Origin of the sequence: Kitasatospora sp. NPDC088160, from assembly GCF_044741445.1 — a bacterium.
Taxonomy (GTDB): Bacteria; Actinomycetota; Actinomycetes; order Streptomycetales; family Streptomycetaceae; genus Kitasatospora.
On the sequence record NZ_JBIUSS010000001.1, the window covers coordinates 457947 to 475085 of the forward strand.

Annotated in this window: 9 protein-coding genes and 1 riboswitch; of the genes, 6 read left to right on the top strand and 3 right to left on the bottom strand. The window is 74.4% G+C overall.

Annotation, left to right across the window (positions count from 1 at the left end):
- The first annotated feature begins 35 nt into the window (after positions 1-35).
- On the top strand, positions 36-2150 hold the full coding sequence (locus ACIOGZ_RS01935; protein ID WP_363579135.1) for an EAL domain-containing protein: 2115 nt from the start codon (positions 36-38) through the stop codon (positions 2148-2150).
- A gap of 232 nt (positions 2151-2382) precedes the next feature.
- On the top strand, positions 2383-5799 hold the full coding sequence (locus ACIOGZ_RS01940) for a hypothetical protein (protein WP_400984415.1): 3417 nt from the start codon (positions 2383-2385) through the stop codon (positions 5797-5799).
- A gap of 43 nt (positions 5800-5842) precedes the next feature.
- On the opposite strand, the gene ribA is transcribed toward ACIOGZ_RS01940, so the two are convergent.
- On the bottom strand, positions 5843-6472 hold the full coding sequence (ribA, locus tag ACIOGZ_RS01945) for a GTP cyclohydrolase II (RefSeq protein WP_363579131.1): 630 nt from the start codon (positions 6470-6472) through the stop codon (positions 5843-5845).
- 349 nt (positions 6473-6821) lie between these two features.
- Between ribA and gdhA the strand changes: the two genes are divergently transcribed.
- The 4 genes from gdhA (at position 6822) to ACIOGZ_RS01965 (ending at position 11189) form a co-directional block, all read left to right on the top strand.
- Positions 6822-8210: an NADP-specific glutamate dehydrogenase gene (gdhA, locus tag ACIOGZ_RS01950; RefSeq protein WP_363579129.1), complete on the top strand. Its 1389-nt coding sequence runs from the start codon at positions 6822-6824 to the stop codon at positions 8208-8210.
- Between the two features lie 116 nt (positions 8211-8326).
- A complete protein-coding gene (locus tag ACIOGZ_RS01955) occupies positions 8327-9196 on the top strand; it encodes an AraC family transcriptional regulator (RefSeq protein ID WP_363616867.1) in 870 nt (289 codons plus the stop codon).
- Between the two features lie 243 nt (positions 9197-9439).
- The gene (locus tag ACIOGZ_RS01960) at positions 9440-10348 is read left to right on the top strand and encodes an NADP-dependent oxidoreductase (RefSeq protein WP_400984417.1); all 909 of its coding nucleotides are present in this window, start codon (positions 9440-9442) and stop codon (positions 10346-10348) included.
- A gap of 76 nt (positions 10349-10424) precedes the next feature.
- On the top strand, positions 10425-11189 hold the full coding sequence (locus ACIOGZ_RS01965; protein ID WP_363630627.1) for a VOC family protein: 765 nt from the start codon (positions 10425-10427) through the stop codon (positions 11187-11189).
- 88 nt (positions 11190-11277) lie between these two features.
- Here the strand turns inward: ACIOGZ_RS01965 and lnt are convergent, their stop codons facing one another.
- Together lnt and cobN are read right to left on the bottom strand one after the other, a co-directional pair.
- Entirely contained in the window at positions 11278-12948 is a 1671-nt protein-coding gene (gene lnt / locus ACIOGZ_RS01970; RefSeq protein ID WP_400984420.1) for an apolipoprotein N-acyltransferase, read from the bottom strand.
- A gap of 89 nt (positions 12949-13037) precedes the next feature.
- On the bottom strand, positions 13038-16736 hold the full coding sequence (gene cobN / locus ACIOGZ_RS01975; protein ID WP_363630624.1) for a cobaltochelatase subunit CobN: 3699 nt from the start codon (positions 16734-16736) through the stop codon (positions 13038-13040).
- 301 nt (positions 16737-17037) lie between these two features.
- Positions 17038-17123, bottom strand: a riboswitch (cobalamin riboswitch).
- Positions 17124-17139: the final 16 nt, after the last annotated feature.

Sequence of the window (17139 nt, forward strand, 5' to 3'; positions counted from 1 at the left end):
CCCACAGCGGTGACCGCGCGCACCCGGGTGGACGCATGAGCGCCGCCCCGGTGTCCGGCAGCGCCGAACGGTTCCACGAGGCCTGGGCGCGACTGCTTTCCGCCGACCACGGCACGGCCGTCCACCCCGGGCTGCTCGGCCGCCTCACCGCCCGGACCGCCGCCCTGCTCCACCGCGCGCAGCTGGGCGAGCCGTTCGAGCCCCGGCTGGCCGAGCAGGCCGGCGCGGAACTGGTCGACGCGCACTTCACCGACCCGGTGGTGCTGGCCCGGGCGGTGGAGCTGCTCCAGGCGCAGCCGCTCGGCGACGACCGCGGCCCGGCCCTGACCGGCGCCTTCGCGGCCGGCTGGGCCGCCGCCCTGCGCGAGCGCACGCTGCGGGAGCAGGAGGCGATCCGCACCGCCGCCGACACCGCCCGCAAGGAGGCCGAGCGGGCGCTGCGCGCCTCCGAGGCCCGGTTCCGGGCGCTGTTCGAGAGCGCCGCCATCGGGATCGGCATCGGCGACACCGACGGCAACATCCTGGCGGTCAACAAGGCGCTCCAGGAGCTGTTCGGCGCGAGCCCGGAGGACATGACCGGCCGCCGGGTCGGCGATCTCGTCCACCCCGAGGACACCCCGGGCGTGTGGGAGGCGTACGAGGAGCTGATCAGCGGCAAGCGGGACTACTTCCAGTTCGACAAGCCGTACTACCGCCAGGACGGCGAGGTGGTCTGGACCCATCTGACCGTCTCGCTGATCCGCGACGACGACGGCGTCCCGCAGTACCAGGTCGCGATGCTGGAGGACGTCACCGACCGCTACCGGCTCCAGGAGCGGCTGCGCCACCAGGCCACCCACGACCCGCTGACCGGCCTGCCGAACCGGGCGGCCTTCTTCGAGCGGCTGGAGAAGCTGTTCGAGGATCCGGATCCGGGCGCCAGGTTCGGCCTCTGCTACGTCGACCTCGACGGCTTCAAGGTGGTCAACGACAGCCTCGGCCACGACACCGGGGACCAGCTGCTGTCCGCCGTGGCGGCCCGGCTGAAGGCCGCGCTCAACCCGCTCGGCCACCTGGTGGCCCGGCTCGGCGGCGACGAGTTCGTGGTGCTGCTGGAGAACTGCCGGGGCGAGCAGGAGGCCGTCGCGGCGGCGAAGACGGTGCTCAAGGCGCTGGCCGGGCCGGTGCTGATCGGCGACCACAAGCTGGCCGTGGGCGCGAGCGTCGGCGTGCTGGAGCGGCGGGTGTCCACCACCACCCCGGGCGCGGCCGTCCGGGCCGCCGACCTGACGCTGTACCGGGCCAAGGAGGCCGGCCGCGGCCGCTGGACGCTGTTCGACCCCAAGGAGAACGCCCGCGCGGTCAGCCGCTACGCGGTGTCGGTGCGGATGCCGGCCGCCCTCGACCGGGGCGAGTTCTTCATCGACTACCAGCCGCTGTACGCGCTGGCGGACGGCCGGCTGGCCGCGGTGGAGGCGCTGGTGCGCTGGCGCCACCCGCAGCTCGGCGTCCTCGGCCCGGACGAGTTCGTGACCACCGCCGAGGAGACCGGGCTGATCATGCCGCTCGGTCGCTGGGTGCTGGAGCAGGCCTGTGGCCAGGCCGCGGACTGGGTCAAGCGGTTCGGCGACGCCGCGCCGCAGCTGAACGTCAACCTGGCGGTCCGCCAGGCGCGCAGCACGGCGCTCGTCACCGACCTCGGCCGGATCCTCGACACGACCGGCCTCGAACCGGCCAGGCTGCAACTGGAGATCACCGAGTCGACCGTGGTCGGGCCCGAGGACGAGGCGCTGCGCACCCTGCACGGGCTGGTGGACCTCGGCGTGTCGCTGGCCGTGGACGACTTCGGCACCGGCTGGTCCAACCTCGCGTACCTGCGCGACCTGCCGGTCTCCGGGCTGAAGATCGCCGGTTCCTTCGTCGGAGACCTGCACGATCCGGAGAAGGACGAGTCCACCGGGTGGCGGATCGTCAGCGGCCTGGTGTCGATGGCGCACGCACTCGGGCTGACCGTCACCGCCGAGGGCGTGGAGACCCGCAAGGACGCCGAACGGCTGCGGACCATCGGCTGCGACTGGGCCCAGGGCTGGCACTTCGGCCGCCCGGTGCGGCCGGACGAGATCGCCCGCCGGATCGCCGAGGAGCCCCGGGGACGCCCGGTCGGGGGCTGACGCGTCGGGGGTGTCGGCTCCGCGGCCGAAGGGGACAGGGCCGGGCAGGTGGGGGAGGTCCGCGGCGGCGTTCGGCGGCGTTCGTGCAACCGCTCGGTCGCGTTCCGGAAAATCGGCCAACACCACGGCCCACCATGCGGGATGATGGCGCGTCAAAATCACCACCCGGGGCCGTGCGGCGCGCGGCTACGGCCCCGCGCCGGCCCCGGGAAGCGGGGAGGAGAGCGCCGCCATGGCCACACCGGAGGACGCCGGCCCGGCCGACGACGACCGACGAGGCCCCTGGCCGGAGAGCGGCCCCGGGGTCCGGCCCGAGCCCCCGACCAGGGCGGACCGGCGGCCGTGGGGGCGGCGCCTCGGTGTCGTGCCGGACCGGCCGTCCCGGCTCGGCGCCGTCCCGCGCACCCGGACGGACCCCGACGCCGCGACCGGGCGGGAGCCGGACGGCGGGGCCCGCTTCGACCCGGAGGCGCCGACCAGGGTCCAGCGGGCCGCGCCGGAGCGGGTCGACCCGGAGGCGCCGACCAAGGTCCAGCGGCGCGCGGGCACCGGGCGCGCCGCCGCCCCCGGCTGGGCCGACAACGTCGGCCCCGGGCCCAGCCGGAGGGGCGAGGGCCCCGTGGGCGGGGTGTCAGGGGGTGGGATATCGGCGGGCGGGGCGCCGGAGGGTGCGGGGCCCACCGGCGGACGGTTCGCGGGCGCTTTCCCGGACGCCCTGCGCGGCCGCTTCGACCCGCTCGGCGTGGCCGGCTCCGGCACCGAGGGCACCGTCTGGCACGTCCGGCGCACCGACGGCGGCGGCGAGGCCGCGGTGAAGGTGACGGCCGCCGGCCAGTCCATGGACGCCGACCTGCTCGGCTACCTGCGCAACGACGACTACCGCCGCCACGTCCCGCACATCGTCGACTTCGGGCGGGTCGGCCACCACGGCGCCGAACTCGACTGGGTGGCCATGGAGTACCTGCCGGTCACCCTCGCCGACCACTTCGCCGAACTGCGCGAGCGCGGCCGGCACACCGACCCGCGGGAGGCCGAGCGGATCGTCTACGAGCTCGTCGCCCTGCTCGACTTCTGGCAACGGCGGATCGAGCGCAACCCGCTGGACTTCAAGCCGGCCAACGTGCTGGTCCGCCCCGGCCGCGCGCCCGGGGAGTTCGTGATAGCCGACTTCGGAGGCGTCGCCCGGCTCACCGCCAGCCGCCGCTTCACGCCCGAGACGATCGTCACCATCCCGTACATGGCCCCCGAGCTCCTGGCCGGCCGCAATCACGAGGCCGGGCCCTGGTGGGCGCTCGGCAACGTCCTGTACGAGCTGTTCACCGGCCGCCCCCGCTTCCTCGGCGCGGACGGCCTGCTGATCAGCGACGAGGTGCTGCAACTGGAACTGGTCCTGGGGGACGAGGTCGACCTCTCCGCCCTCGCCGACCCCCGCCAACTGCTGCTCCTCCAAGGGCTGTTCACCAAGAACCCGGAGGACCGCTGGACCGCCCCGCAGGTCCGCAGCTGGCTGGCCGGCGGCAGCCCCGCGGTGGTCCGGCGACAGACCCGGGCCGACACCGGCCGCACCCACCGGCCGATCACCTTCCTCGGCTCCCCCTTCACCGATCCGGCCAAGCTCGCCGAGGTCCTGCTCAGGCGCTCCGGCGACGCGGCCCGCTGGCTCTCCGCCGGGGGAGCGGAGCGGCTGCGCGACTGGCTGCGCGACGACGTCCAGGACAACGTCTTCGACCTGCACCACCTGACCGACGTCGCCCGGGCGCCCGGCTCCCGCCGCGACGCGGCGGGAGCCCTCGCGGTGCTCGCCTTCGGCGCCGCCTTCGCCCCCTCCGCCACCCCCTACTACCTCGACCGCCCGATCGACACCCCCGGGCTGGAACGCATCGCCACCGAACCGGACGGCGCCGTGTTCATCGACGCGCTGGTCCGGGGCGGCGCCCCGGCCGTCGCCGCCCGCTACGACTGCTTCCACCCCGAGTGCTCCGGCGAACACTGCTCCCGACTGCTCGCCCTGGCCCGGCTCCCGGACGTCCTGGCCGAAGTGGACCGTGCCGCCCGCACCGTCGGCGGCGGCCGGCGGGGCGGCGACGGGCTCAGCCCGCAGGAGCGCGAGGAGGCACACCGGCTGGTGGTGTGGCTGAGCGTGCGCCCCGAGGAGCGCGACCGGCTGCTCGGCCGGCTCTCGCCGCTGCCCACCGCCCTGCACCGGCTGCCGCTGCCCGAACGGATGGCGGAGCTCGCCGCCCTCGTCGCGGCGGTGGTGGTGGACGCGGCCCTGGCCGCCGGCTCCGGGATCCGCACGGCCGTACGCGCCGCGGTGCGCCGGCCCGCGCCGGACCCGACCGCCGCGCCGGAGGCGGTCCGGCGCCGCTGGTCGGCGTTGCGGCGGCGGGCGGTGGGCGCCGACCCGGGGGACGACGCCGGGCGCGCGGCCCTGGTCGCCGCCGAGACGCTGCGCCCGCGCGGCCGGGGCCGGGGCGAGTGGCCCGACGACGCGGAGGGCCGGGAGGGCGGGGCCGGGCGGGAGAGCCGGGCCGGCCGGGACCGGTGGCTGGGGCGGCTGTGGCAGGGCGGGCGTGAACGGACGCCGGTGGACTGGGCGGCCCGGCTGCGGGCGTGGTGGCCGCACGCCCGGACCGGCCTGCCGCGCCGGGCGGGCGCCGTGCTGCTGCTGTTCCTCGCGCTCGGGTTGCTGCTGTGGGCGGGGGCGGTGTTCCGCTACCCCGTCGAGGCCGGGGTCCAGCTCAGGATCTCGCCGGACGGCGCCTTCGGCGGGCCGTTGAAGAAGGCCGGCGAGCACGCGGCCCAGCAGGTGGTCGGCCAACTGGGGGCGGCACTGGTCGCCGCCGCCGTCCTGGCCTTCTTCCCCGCCCGGGTCGGCCTCGGCACGGCGGCCCTGACCGGCGTCGGGGCCTTCGCCATCGGCTACCTGCGGCTCGGACCGCCGATGACGGGCCTGGAGATGCCGAGACCGGTGGCCGAGCGGGTGGTCATGTTCGAGGGCGGGATGGGCAGTTGGGCCGGCTTCGCGGCGGTGGCGGCGATCGTGGCGTCGTTCGCGCTGATCGAGCGCGCTGCGGACCGGCTGCTGAAGCCCGCGCACGAGGCCCGGCGGCAGGTGCGGGAGGCCTGGCGGCGGCTCGCCGGGCGGGGCGCGGCGGCACGGTGGGACGGCAAACAGTGGCGGACGGGCCCCGTGGGCGCCCGTGACCGCGCGCTCTTCGCGCTCGGGAGCACCTGTGTGCTGGCCCTGCTGCTGTGGGCGGCGGTCGAGGTGCGGCTGGCGGCCACAGGGCACCACCCGACGCCGGCCTCCTGGGGGACCGGCCGGACCGGCGCGGCCTACCAGTCCGGGTTCGTCGTCCTGCTGGCCGTCGTCTCCCTCGCGAGCACCCTGGGGACGCCGGGCACCGCCCGGGCGCTCCTCGGCTGCTGGATCCCCGCCACCCTGGTGCTCGGCGCCTGGCCCGGACCGCTCGGCCCGGTCGAGGCGCTGCGGATCCCGGTGTTCAAGGGGCAGTTCGCGGCCGTCGCGGAGTTCTGGGGGCACGGCGCGTTCTGGGCCGCGCTGCTGGTCGCGCTCCCGCTCGCGGCGTACGGGGTGCTGCGCACGGTCCGGGCACGGGGGGCGGGTGCGGGGGTGGACGGCTGACGGCTGACGGTCCGGCCGTCATCCGGTCCGGCCGTCATCCGGCTCAGCCGACCAGCCGGGACAGTTCGATCGAGTGCCCGGTCCGCTCCACCTTCGCCCGCAGGTAGCGCACGTTGCTCGCGGACAGGTGCACGCCGGTCGGCACCCGCCGCCGCACGGTGATCCCGAGGTCGGCCAGCTGCTGCGCCTTGTCCGGGTTGTTGCTCAGCAGGTCGATGCCGGTGGCGCCGAGGGTGGTGAGCATCTGGGCGGCGGCGGTGTAGTCCCGGCCGTCCTCGGGCAGGCCGAGCGCCGTGTTGGCGTCGTACGTGTCCAATCCGGAGTCCTGCAAGGAGTAGGCCTCCAGCTTGTTGTAGAGCCCGATGCCCCGGCCCTCCTGCCGCAGGTACAGCAGGTAGCCGCCGGCCTCGGTGATCCGCTCGACCGACTCGCGCAGCTGCGGGCCGCAGTCGCAGCGGTCCGAGCCGAAGACGTCGCCGGTCAGGCACTCCGAGTGCAGGCGCACCAGTGGCGTCCCGCCCTCCGGCACCTCGCCGAACGCGAGCGCCAGGTGTTCGGCGCCGTCGGCGAGGTCGTGGAAGGTGAGGGCCTCCGCCTCGGCGCGGTAGCCGTCGGAGAAGGTCAGCGGGATGCGCACACGCGAGCGCACCGTGGCGGGACCGGGCTGCGGCATGGGTGGGCCTCCGTCGATGAGGAGATGGGTCGGCGAACCGACGAACCGATGGGGTCGAGAGGGGCGGACCGGGTGGCCCGGGGTGGAGCGGATGTCGATGACCGTACTCGGTAGTTCCAATTTGAACAACTAAATACCGCCCGTGCCCGATGCGACTACGGACCGTGGTTCAGCCGGGCTCCGTGCGGACGCGAGGGCGCTGGTGGATCGTACGGTCCGCGAGGCGTGGGGGTTTCAGCATGTGGATGCGTCGGGAGCCGGACTGTGGACACTGCGAGGATTCCCCCGTTTCCTGGGCACGGGAATGCCTCGCGAACGAGCACCGACGACCACGGAAGGTCCTGATCAGATGCCCACAACCCCTCCCGCCGCCACCTCCCCGACCTCCTTCGACGCCGAGCAGCGCGTGATCGAGGCGCTCTACGCGGACGTGGTCCGCCGGAACAGGGGTGAGACGGAGTTCCACCAGGCGGTCCACGAGGTCCTGGAGACCCTCGGGCCGGTGCTCGCCCGCCGCCCCGAGTTCGTCGACGCCCGGATCATCGAGCGGATCTGCGAACCCGAGCGGCAGCTCATGTTCCGGGTGCCGTGGACGGACGACTCCGGCGACATCCACGTGAACCGGGGCTTCCGGGTGGAGTTCAGCAGCGTCCTCGGCCCGTACAAGGGCGGGCTGCGCTTCCACCCCTCGGTGAACCTCGGCATCGTCAAGTTCCTCGGCTTCGAGCAGATCTTCAAGAACGCGCTCACCGGGCTGTCGATCGGCGGCGGCAAGGGCGGCTCCGACTTCGACCCCAAGGGCCGCTCGGACGCCGAGGTCATGCGGTTCTGCCAGTCCTTCATGACCGAGCTGTACCGCCACCTCGGCGAGCACACCGATGTCCCCGCCGGGGACATCGGCGTCGGCGGCCGGGAGATCGGCTACCTGTTCGGCCAGTACAAGCGGATCACCAACCGCTACGAGACCGGCGTGCTCACCGGCAAGGGCCTCGGCTGGGGCGGCGCGCAGGCCAGGACCGAGGCGACCGGCTACGGCTGCGTGCTGTTCACCGCCGAGATGCTGCACAGCCGCGGCGAGAGCCTGGACGGGCGCCGGGTCGTCGTCTCCGGCTCCGGCAACGTCGCCATCTACGCGATCGAGAAGGCGCAGCAGCTCGGCGCGACCGTGCTCACCTGCTCCGACTCCACCGGCTACGTGGTGGACGAGAAGGGCATCGACCTCGCGCTCCTCAAGGAGGTCAAGGAGGTCCGGCGCGGCCGGGTCGCCGACTACGCCGAACTGCGCGGCAGTCACGTCCGGTTCGTCGAGGGCCCGGGCGTGTGGAGCGTGCCCTGCGACGTCGCGCTGCCCTGCGCCACCCAGAACGAGCTGACCGAGACGGACGCGCTGGCCCTGGTGCGGGGCGGGGTGCTGGCGGTCGCCGAGGGGGCCAACATGCCCACCACCCCGGAGGCGGTCCGGGTGTTCCAGGAAGCCGGGGTGGCCTTCGGCCCGGGCAAGGCGGCGAACGCGGGCGGCGTCGCCACCAGCGCCCTGGAGATGCAGCAGAACGCCTCGCGCGACTCCTGGACCTTCGCCCGCACCGAGGAGCGGCTGGCCGGGATCATGAAGCACATCCACGACTCCTGCTTCACCACCGCCGAGCGCTACGGCCACCCGGGCGACTACGTGGTGGGCGCGAACATCGCCGGCTTCGAGCTGGTCGGGGACGCGATGCTGGCCCAGGGCCTGATCTGAGCCCTGCCGCCCGCCACCCGGCGATCGGTACCCGACCGGATCGGGCACCGATTGTCGGGTGCGGCAGGGTGGGTCCTTCCTACGGTGGTGATCAGTAAGGGAAGGACGGGGTCGGAGTGCTGGAACACCTGAACCGGGCGATGGACCACATCGAACGGAACCTGGACCAGGAGGTCGAGGTCGCCGAGCTGGCCCGGATCGCGATGACGTCGGAGTACCACTTCCGACGGCTGTTCTCGATGCTCTCCGGGATGCCGCTGTCGGACTACGTCCGGCGCCGGCGGTTGACCGTCGCCGGGGCCGAAGTCCTCGGCGGGGAGCGGACGTTGCTGGAGGTCGCGATCCGGTACGGCTACACCTCGGGGGAGGCGTTCGCCCGGGCGTTCCGGGCGATGCACGGGGTCGGGCCCGGTGAGGCCCGGCGCGAGGGCGCGGTGCTCAAGTCCCAACCCCGGATGTCCTTCCGACTCGTCGTGGAGGGAAGCAGCAGTATGGAATACCGGATCATCGAGCAGCCGGACTTCCGGATCATCGGTCGGCGGGCTCGGGTCCCGCTGGTGCACGAGGGGGTGAACCCGGCCATCGCCTCGTTCATCAAGGGGCTCGGTCAGGAGACCGTCGACCGGATCTCGGCGCTCTCGGGCCGTGAGCCGGAAGGCATCCTCTCGGTCACCGAGTTCTTCTCGGAGAGCCGCGAAGAGGGTGTCGAACTCGACTACTACCACGCGGTGGTGGCGGACGCGGGCACCGTCGTCCCGGACGGCCTGGACGTTCGGGAGGTGCCGGCGGGGACCTGGGCGGCCTTCTCCAACACCGGGACCTTCCCGAAGGCCCTCCAGGAGATGTGGCGGGACGTCTTCACGCAGTGGTTCCCGTCCAATCCGTACGAGTTCCGGCCGGGGCCGGAGATCCTGCGTACCCGGTTCCTGCCGGACGGCCAGGCGGAAGCCCAGCTGTGGATCCCGGTGGCACGGGCGCTGCGCTGACGGACGGCCGTTGACAGCTGACAACTGACAAAAAACAGATGACAGATAACAGATTTCGAAATCTGTTATCTGTCATCTGTCTTTTGTTCGCCCGCCAATGCCCGCCAACGCCCACTGCCGCCGCCCGCCGCCCCGCCCGCCCCCGTTCGGCCCAGCAGCGCCCGCACCCGTCCTCCCCCGCCCGCATGCTGGGGCGGGGGAGGACGGGGGATCGCAGCCGCTACCCGAGGAGTGGGATCACCGATGGCCAAGGCATTCGGCTTCGTCGACTACGGCGGGCCGGAGACACAGGAGTTCCTGGACCGCCCGGCGCTGGAGCCCGGCCCCGGGCAACTGGCGATCGCGGTCGGTGCGGCCGGGGTGAACCCGGTGGACTGGAAGATCCGTACGGGCCTGCTCGGCCGGGAGGGCGAACTCCCCGCCGTCATGGGCCAGGAGGCCTCGGGCGTGGTCCTGCAAGTCGGCCCAGGGGTCACCGGGTTCACCCCGGGCGATGAGGTGTTCGGCCTCGCGGCCGCCGGTGCCTACGCGGAACAGACGCTGATGCTCGCCGAGTTGAGTGCCTTCAAGCCCGAGGGTGTCGGCTTCGACCAGGCCGCCGTCCTGCCCGTGTCGGCGGCCACCGCGGACGACGCCGTCCGTGACCTCGGCCTCGGCGCCGGCCGGACGCTGCTGATCCTCGGCATCGCCGGCGGTGTCGGCAGCGCGGCCGCCCAGATCGCCCGCAGTCGCGGCCTGACCGTTCTCGGCACCGCGAGCGACGCCAATCACGCGTACGTGGAGTCCCTCGGGGCGGTGCCGGTCCGCTACGGCGACGGCGTCGTCGAACGGATCGCGGCCGCGGCGCCCGACGGCGTCGACGGCATCCTCGACCTGGTCGGCGGCGACGCCCTGCGGGCCGCCGCCCCCGTGCGCACGGACCGTACGGAGCTGGTCAGCACCGCCGACCCGGCCACCGTGGCGGAACTCGGCGGCCGCTACATCACCCGCTCGACGACGTCCGAGACCCTGTCCGCGCTGGCGGCCCTGGTCGCCGCCGGTGAGCTGGACCCGTACATCACCGGCCGCTACCCGCTGGCCCGGGCCGCCGAGGCGCTCGCCTTCGTCGAGTCCGGCCACGCCAGCGGCAAGGTGGTCATCGAAGTCGCTTGACGCGAATCAAGAGTGACGATCAGTCAGTGAAGACCGAGAGATCGAGAACCGAGAGAAGAAGTCGAGAGAAGAAGCCATGAAGCAGAACTCCGTGACCATCGGCGGCCCCTGCTGGGTCGAGCTGGGCACCTCCGACCCGGCCGCCGCCAGCACCTTCTACAGCGAGTTGTTCGGCTGGCGGGCCGAGGCCGATGTGCGCCCCGAGGCCAACGGCTACACCCAGATGTTCCTCGGCGACGCCCCGGCGGCCGCCGTCAGCCCGCGGTTCGCGCCGCAGCAGCCCATCGCCTGGTCGACCTGCTTCGCGGTCACCGACACCGACGCCACGGTCGCGAAGGTCGAGGACGCCGGCGGCAAGGTCCTGAAGGAGCCCACCGACGCGTCCGACCTCGGCCGCTTCGCGGTGGTCGGGGACAGCTCCGGCGCGGTCTTCCTGCTCTGGCAGGCCCGCGCGTTCGCGGGCGCCGGTGTGTTCAACGAGCCGGGCTCGCTCGGCTGGGTGGAACTGCTCACCCGCGACCCGGCCGGTGCGACCGCCTTCTACCCGGCGGTCTTCGGCTGGTCCGTCAGCCTGTCCGAGCAGTACACCCAGTGGGGCCTGGGCGGCGAGGACTTCGGCGGCATGCTGGTGATGGACGACCGCTTTCCGCCGCAGGTGCCGCCGCACTGGCTGCCGTACTTCTCGGTCGCCGACGTCGACAACACCGTCGCCCGGGCGAGCGGCCTCGGCGCGGACGTGCTGATGGCGGCCACCGACGTGCCGGGCGGCCCCCGGATCGCCGTGCTGCGCGACCCGCAGGGCGCGTCGTTCGGCGTCTACCTGGCCGGCACCGAGGGCTGACCCGCCGGAGGCCACGCCCCTGCCCACGCCCCTGCCCACGCCCCTGCCGAGGACCCCGCCGCCCTCACGCCGGGCGCAGCCTCCGCCCTCACGCCGGGCGCCGACTGCGGCTGGAGCGCCACGCCGCCGCCGTCGCGCCCGCCGTGACGAGCAGCGCGCCGATCGGCACCACGTCGCCGATCCGGTCGTACCAGGTCAGCGTCCCGGGCTCGGTGAGCGGCAGTCGGACGGTCAGCGCTCCGGTGCCGTCGGTACCGAGCCGGGCGAGCTCGCGGCCCTGCGCGTCGAAGGCCGCCGACACCCCGGTCAGCGAGGCCTGCACGGCCGGCCGGCCCGTCTCGGCGGCCCGGATCGCCGCCAGCGAGACGTGCTGTTCGGGTGCCCAGGTGTGCTGGAAGGTCGAGGTGGAGGACTGGTAGACCAGCACCCGGGCGCCGTCCCGCGCGGCGGTGCGGGCCAGGTCGGGGAAGGCCGACTCGAAGCAGATCAGCGCGCCGACCGGCAGCGGCCCGCCGGCCCGGTCGGTGGCCGGCAGGACGTGGAAGGCGGTGCCGGGCGCCCGGTTCTCGCCGGCCGCCCGGCTGACGCCGGCGATCCAGCCGAGCACCGGCCGCAGCGGGATGTACTCGCCGAAGGGCACCAGCCGGATCTTGCGGTAGCGGTCCAGCACGCCCGCGGGGGAGACCAGCACCGCGTCCTTGGAGATCCGCCCGTCCGCCTTGCGGGCGTCCTCCCCGGCGATGATCTGCGCCCCGGTGACGGTGGAGAGTTGGCGCAGCCGGTCGAGCGCGGCCGGGTCGCGGTCGAGGTCGGCGGTGGTGCTGCTCTCGCCCCAGACGACCAGGTCCACCGGCTGCCCGCCGAGCGCGGCGGTGGCCTGGGCGCTGGCCTCGAACCGGGCCTGCGGGTCGTCCACGATGCCGGGCTGGACCAGCGCGACGGTGATCGCCCCGGCCGGGGCGGGGGCGTCGCGCAGCGCGAACAGCAGCGGGCCGGCGGCCAGGACCAGGACGGTGGTCAGCGCCGCGAGGGCGCGCGGCCGCCGGTGCACGGCGGTCAGGACGATCAGCACCCCGGTGTTGGCGGCCGCGACGGCCGCGCTGACCAGCCAGATCCCGCCGGTCGAGGCCAGCCCGAGGATCGCCGGGTGCTGCCACTGGGTGGCGCCGAGCAGCGCCCACGGCCCGCCGAGCGCGTCCCAGGAGCGCGCGTACTCGGTGGTCACCCAGACCGCCGGGACGACGAGCAGCGCGAGCAGTGCCCGACGGCCGGTCAGCGGCGGGTGCAGCAGCCGGTGGACGGCGTACCCGAAGCCGCCCTGGAGCGCCCCGAACAGCACGGCGAGCACCGGTAGTCCCGGCCCGATGGACGGGACCAGCCAGTACATCGCGGTCAGGATGAAGCCCGCCCCGAACCACCACCCGCGCACCGCCGCCTCCCGCCCGCCGGGCGCGCGCTGCATCAGCAGCATCCCGGGGACGAGCGCGACCCACGCCAGCCAGGCCTGCCCCGGTGCCGGGAAGGCGAGCACCGGTACGGCCCCGGCCGCCAGGGCACCGAACCGCGCGCGGTAGCGGTGCGGGCGCGCCTGCGGGTGGCCGCCGTTTCCGGGGTGCCCGCCGTGTTCGGAGTGCCCGGGAGGTTCGGGGCGCCGGGGGTGCCCGGGATCCGAGGAGTGCCTGGAGTGCCCGGGGTGATCGGGGTGCGAGGAGTGCGGCGTGCGCCGGGCGGGGCTGGTGAGGGCGAGGCGGCGGGGCATGCCCCGTATTGTCCGCTTGGACGGACTACGCCACCAGTGTTCCTGTCACCCGAATGGGCTACGGGAACACTGGTGGCCACCCCCGTGACTCAGCCTTCGTCGCCCTCCAGGTCCCCCTCGGTCTCCAGGAACGCGGCCTGCAACTGCGCGATCAGCTCCGGGTCGGGCTGCTCCCACAGCCCGCGGCTGGCCGCCTCCAGCAGCCGCTCGCTGATCCCGTGCAGCGCCCACGGGTTGGCGCCGGTCAGGAACTCCCGGTTGACCGGGTCGAGCACGTACTCCTGGGTGAGCTTCTCGTACATCCAGTCCGCGACCACGCCCGTCGTGGCGTCGTAGCCGAACAGGTAGTCCACCGTCGCGGCCATCTCGAACGCGCCCTTGTACCCGTGCCGGCGCATCGCCTCGATCCAGCGCGGGTTGACCACCCGGGCGCGGAAGACGCGGGCGGCCTCCTCGGTCAGCGTCCGGGTGCGGACCGTCTCCGGGCGGGTCGAGTCGCCGATGTAGGCGGTCGGCGCCTTGCCGGTGAGCGCCCGGACGGTGGCCACCATGCCGCCGTGGTACTGGAAGTAGTCGTCCGAGTCGGCGATGTCGTGCTCGCGGGTGTCGGTGTTCTTCGCGGCGACGGTGATGCGCTTGTACGCGGTCTCCATCTCCTCGCGGGCCGGCCGCCCGTCCAGCCCGCGGCCGTAGGCGTAGCCGCCCCAGACCGTGTACACCTCGGCCAGGTCGGCGTCGGTGCGCCAGTCCCGGCTGTCGATCAGCTGGAGCAGGCCCGCGCCGTAGGTGCCCGGGCGGGAGCCGAAGACGCGGACGGTGGCCTTGCGCTCGTCGCCGTGCACCGCGAGGTCGGCCTGGACGTGGGCGCGTACGAAGTTCTGCTCCGCGGGCTCCTCCTGGGCGGCGGCCAGGCGCACCGCGTCGTCCAGCAGGGCGACCACGTGCGGGAAGGCGTCGCGGAAGAAGCCGGAGATGCGCAGCGTCACGTCGATGCGCGGGCGGCCCAGCTCGGCGAGGGTGATCGGCTCCAGGCCGGTGACCCGGCGCGAGGCGTCGTCCCAGACCGGGCGGACGCCGAGCAGGGCGAAGGCCTCGGCGATGTCGTCGCCGGCGGTGCGCATCGCGCTGGTGCCCCACAGCGACAGCCCGACCGAGGGCGGGTAGTCGCCGTCGTTGTCGGCGGTGTACCGCTCGACCAGCGAGGTGGCGAGCGCCTGGCCGGTCTCCCAGGCGAGCTTGCTCGGGACGGCCTTCGGGTCGACGGAGTAGAAGTTGCGGCCGGTCGGCAGCACGTTGACCAGGCCGCGCAGCGGCGAGCCGGACGGCCCGGCCGGGACGAAGCCGCCGCGCAGCGCGTGCAGCACGGCGTCCAGCTCGTCGGTGGTGGCGGCCAGTCGCGGCACCACCTGGGTGGCGGCGAAGGTCAGCACCTCGTGGACGGCCTCCGGCAGCCCGGCGGCGACCTTCTCCACCGCCTCGACCGCCCAGTCCTGCGCCTCCATGGCCTCGACCAGGGCGCGGGCCTGGGCCTCGGCGGCGTCGGTGGCCCCGAGGGTGAGCGCGGCCTCGTCCAGCCCGAGCGCCTCGCGCAGGCCCGGCAGCGCGCTGACACCGCCCCAGATCTGGCGGGCGCGCAGGATGGCGAGCACGATGTTGACCCGGTCGGTGCCGGCCGGCGCCTGGCCGAGGACGTGCAGGCCGTCGCGGATCTGGGCGTCCTTGATCTCGCACAGCCAGCCGTCGACGTGCAGCAGGAAGTCGTCGAAGCCGTCGTCCTCGGGGCGCTCGTCCAGGCCGAGGTCGTGGTCCAGCTTGGCGGCCTGGATGAGGGTCCAGATCTGCGCGCGGATCGCGGGCAGCTTGGCCGGGTCCATCGCGGCGATGTTGGAGTGCTCGTCCAGCAGCTGCTCCAGGCGGGCGATGTCGCCGTAGGAGTCGGCGCGGGCCATCGGCGGGACGAGGTGGTCGACCAGGGTGGCGTGGGCGCGGCGCTTGGCCTGGGTGCCCTCGCCCGGGTCGTTGACCAGGAACGGGTAGATCAGCGGCAGATCGCCCAGGACGGCGTCCGGGCCGCACTCGGCGGACAGCGCGGCGGTCTTGCCGGGCAGCCACTCCAGGTTTCCGTGCTTGCCGAGGTGGATGACGGCGTGCGCGCCGAACCCGCCGTCGGCCTGCGCGGCCTCGATCCAGCGGTAGGCGGCCAGGTAGTGGTGGCTCGGCGGCAGGTCGGGGTCGTGGTAGATGGCGACGGGGTTCTCGCCGAAGCCGCGCGGCGGCTGGATCAGGACGAGCAGGTTCCCGGAGCGGATCGCGGCCAGCACGATGTCGCCGTCCGGGTTCTGCGAGCGGTCGACGTAGAGCTCGCCGGGGGCCGGGCCCCAGTGCTCCTCGACCTGCTCGCGCAGCGCCTGCGGGAGCGTGGCGTACCAGCGGCGGTAGTCGGCGGCGGGGATGCGCACCGGGTTGCGGGCCAGCTGGTCCTCGGTGAGCCAGTCCTGGTCGTAGCCGCCGGCGGCGATCAGGGCGTGGATCAGGGCGTCGCCCTCGTGGGAGGCATCGAGCGAGGAGTCCTGGGACGCGTCGTGGGAGCCCTTGCGGGAGCCGTCGGAGGACGCGTCGTGGGAGCCGTCGTGGCCGTCCCCGTTCGTTCCGTCCACCCCGGGGAGGTCCGAACCCAGGTCCATGCCCTCCGCGCGCAGCCGGTTCAGCAGGCGGATCGCGCTGGCCGGGGTGTCCAGGCCGACGGCGTTGCCGACCCGGGCGTGCTTGGTCGGGTAGGCGGACAGCACGAGCGCGAGGCGGCGCTCGGCGGCCGGGATGTGCCGCAGCCGGGCGTGCTTGACGGCGGTGCCGGCCACCCGGGCGGCGCGCTCCGGGTCGGCGGCGTAGACGGTGAGGCCGTCCTCGTCCAGTTCCTTGAAGGAGAACGGGACGCTGATCAGCCGGCCGTCGAACTCCGGCACCGCGATCTGGGTGGCGGTGTCCAGCGGGGACAGGCCGTCGTCGCTGGCCTCCCACTGGGCGCGCGACCAGGTGAGGCAGAGCGCCTGGAGGATCGGCCGGTCCAGGGCGGCGAGCGCGCCCGCGTCCCAGGCCTCCTCGTCGCCGCCGGCCTGCGCGTCCGCCGGGCGGGTGCCGCCGGCGGCGAGCACGGTGGTGACGAGCGCGTCGGCCTCGCCGAGCGCGGCCAGCAGTTCGGGCTCGGCGCCGCGCAGCGAGGCGCAGTAGTAGGCCCTGGCCTGCGCGCCCTGGTCCTCGATCGCCCGGCAGAGCGTCTCGACGAAGGCGGTGTTGCCGCTCATGTGGTGGGCGCGGTAGTAGAGCACCGCGACCGTCGGGCCGTCCTGCGTACGGGCTTCGCGCTCCAGCGGCCCCCAGGCCGGGGCGGAGGCGGGCGGGGCGAAGCCGTGGCCGGTCAGCAGCACGGTGTCGGAGAGGAAGGCGGCCAGCTCGGCGAGGTTGGCGGCGCCGCCGTGCGCGAGGTAGGCGTGCGCCTCGGCGGCGATGCCGGCCGGGACGGTGGACAGCTCCATCAGCTGGGCGTCGGGGGCCTGTTCACCGGTCAGCACGATCACCGGGCGGGGGCCGGCCAGCAGCGTGTCCAGGCCCTCCTGCCAGGCGCGGCGACCGCCGAGCAGGCGGACCACGACGAGGTCGGTGCCCTCCAGCAGCGCGGGCAGGTCCTCGGGGGTGAGCCGGGCCGGGTTGCCGAGCCGGTAGCGGACCGGGCCCTCGGCGGCGCGGGCACTGAGCAGGTCGGTGTCGGACGTCGACAGCAGCAGGATCATGCGAAGGCCCTCCCGGCCTCGGAGCCGCCCCGAGCCGAAGGGCGCGCCGGCGTGGAAAGTGACGAGTGACGAGCGACGGACGAAAACGCGTGGTGCGCGGCGGACGAAGGCGCGTGGCATCTGGCGGACGAAAGCGAGCGACGGCGCGTGGCCGGCGACCGAAGGAGCGCCGAGGCGTCGGCGAAGCGCCCGGAGTCGGGCGGGCGTGAGGCGCCCGGGGACCCGGGCGCGGGCATGCGGCAGCGCATTGCTCTTCGAGCCTTCCTCGGGGTCCGCGCCCCGGGCCGGTGGAGGACGGCAGGAGTTCCTGGCTCCCGCGGCCCTCCGGTCTCCCGGTGAACCGCGGTCACAGTGGCGGGACCGCACCGGGCTTGCACCGGTTTCCTCCCCTGCGCCGTCGCTG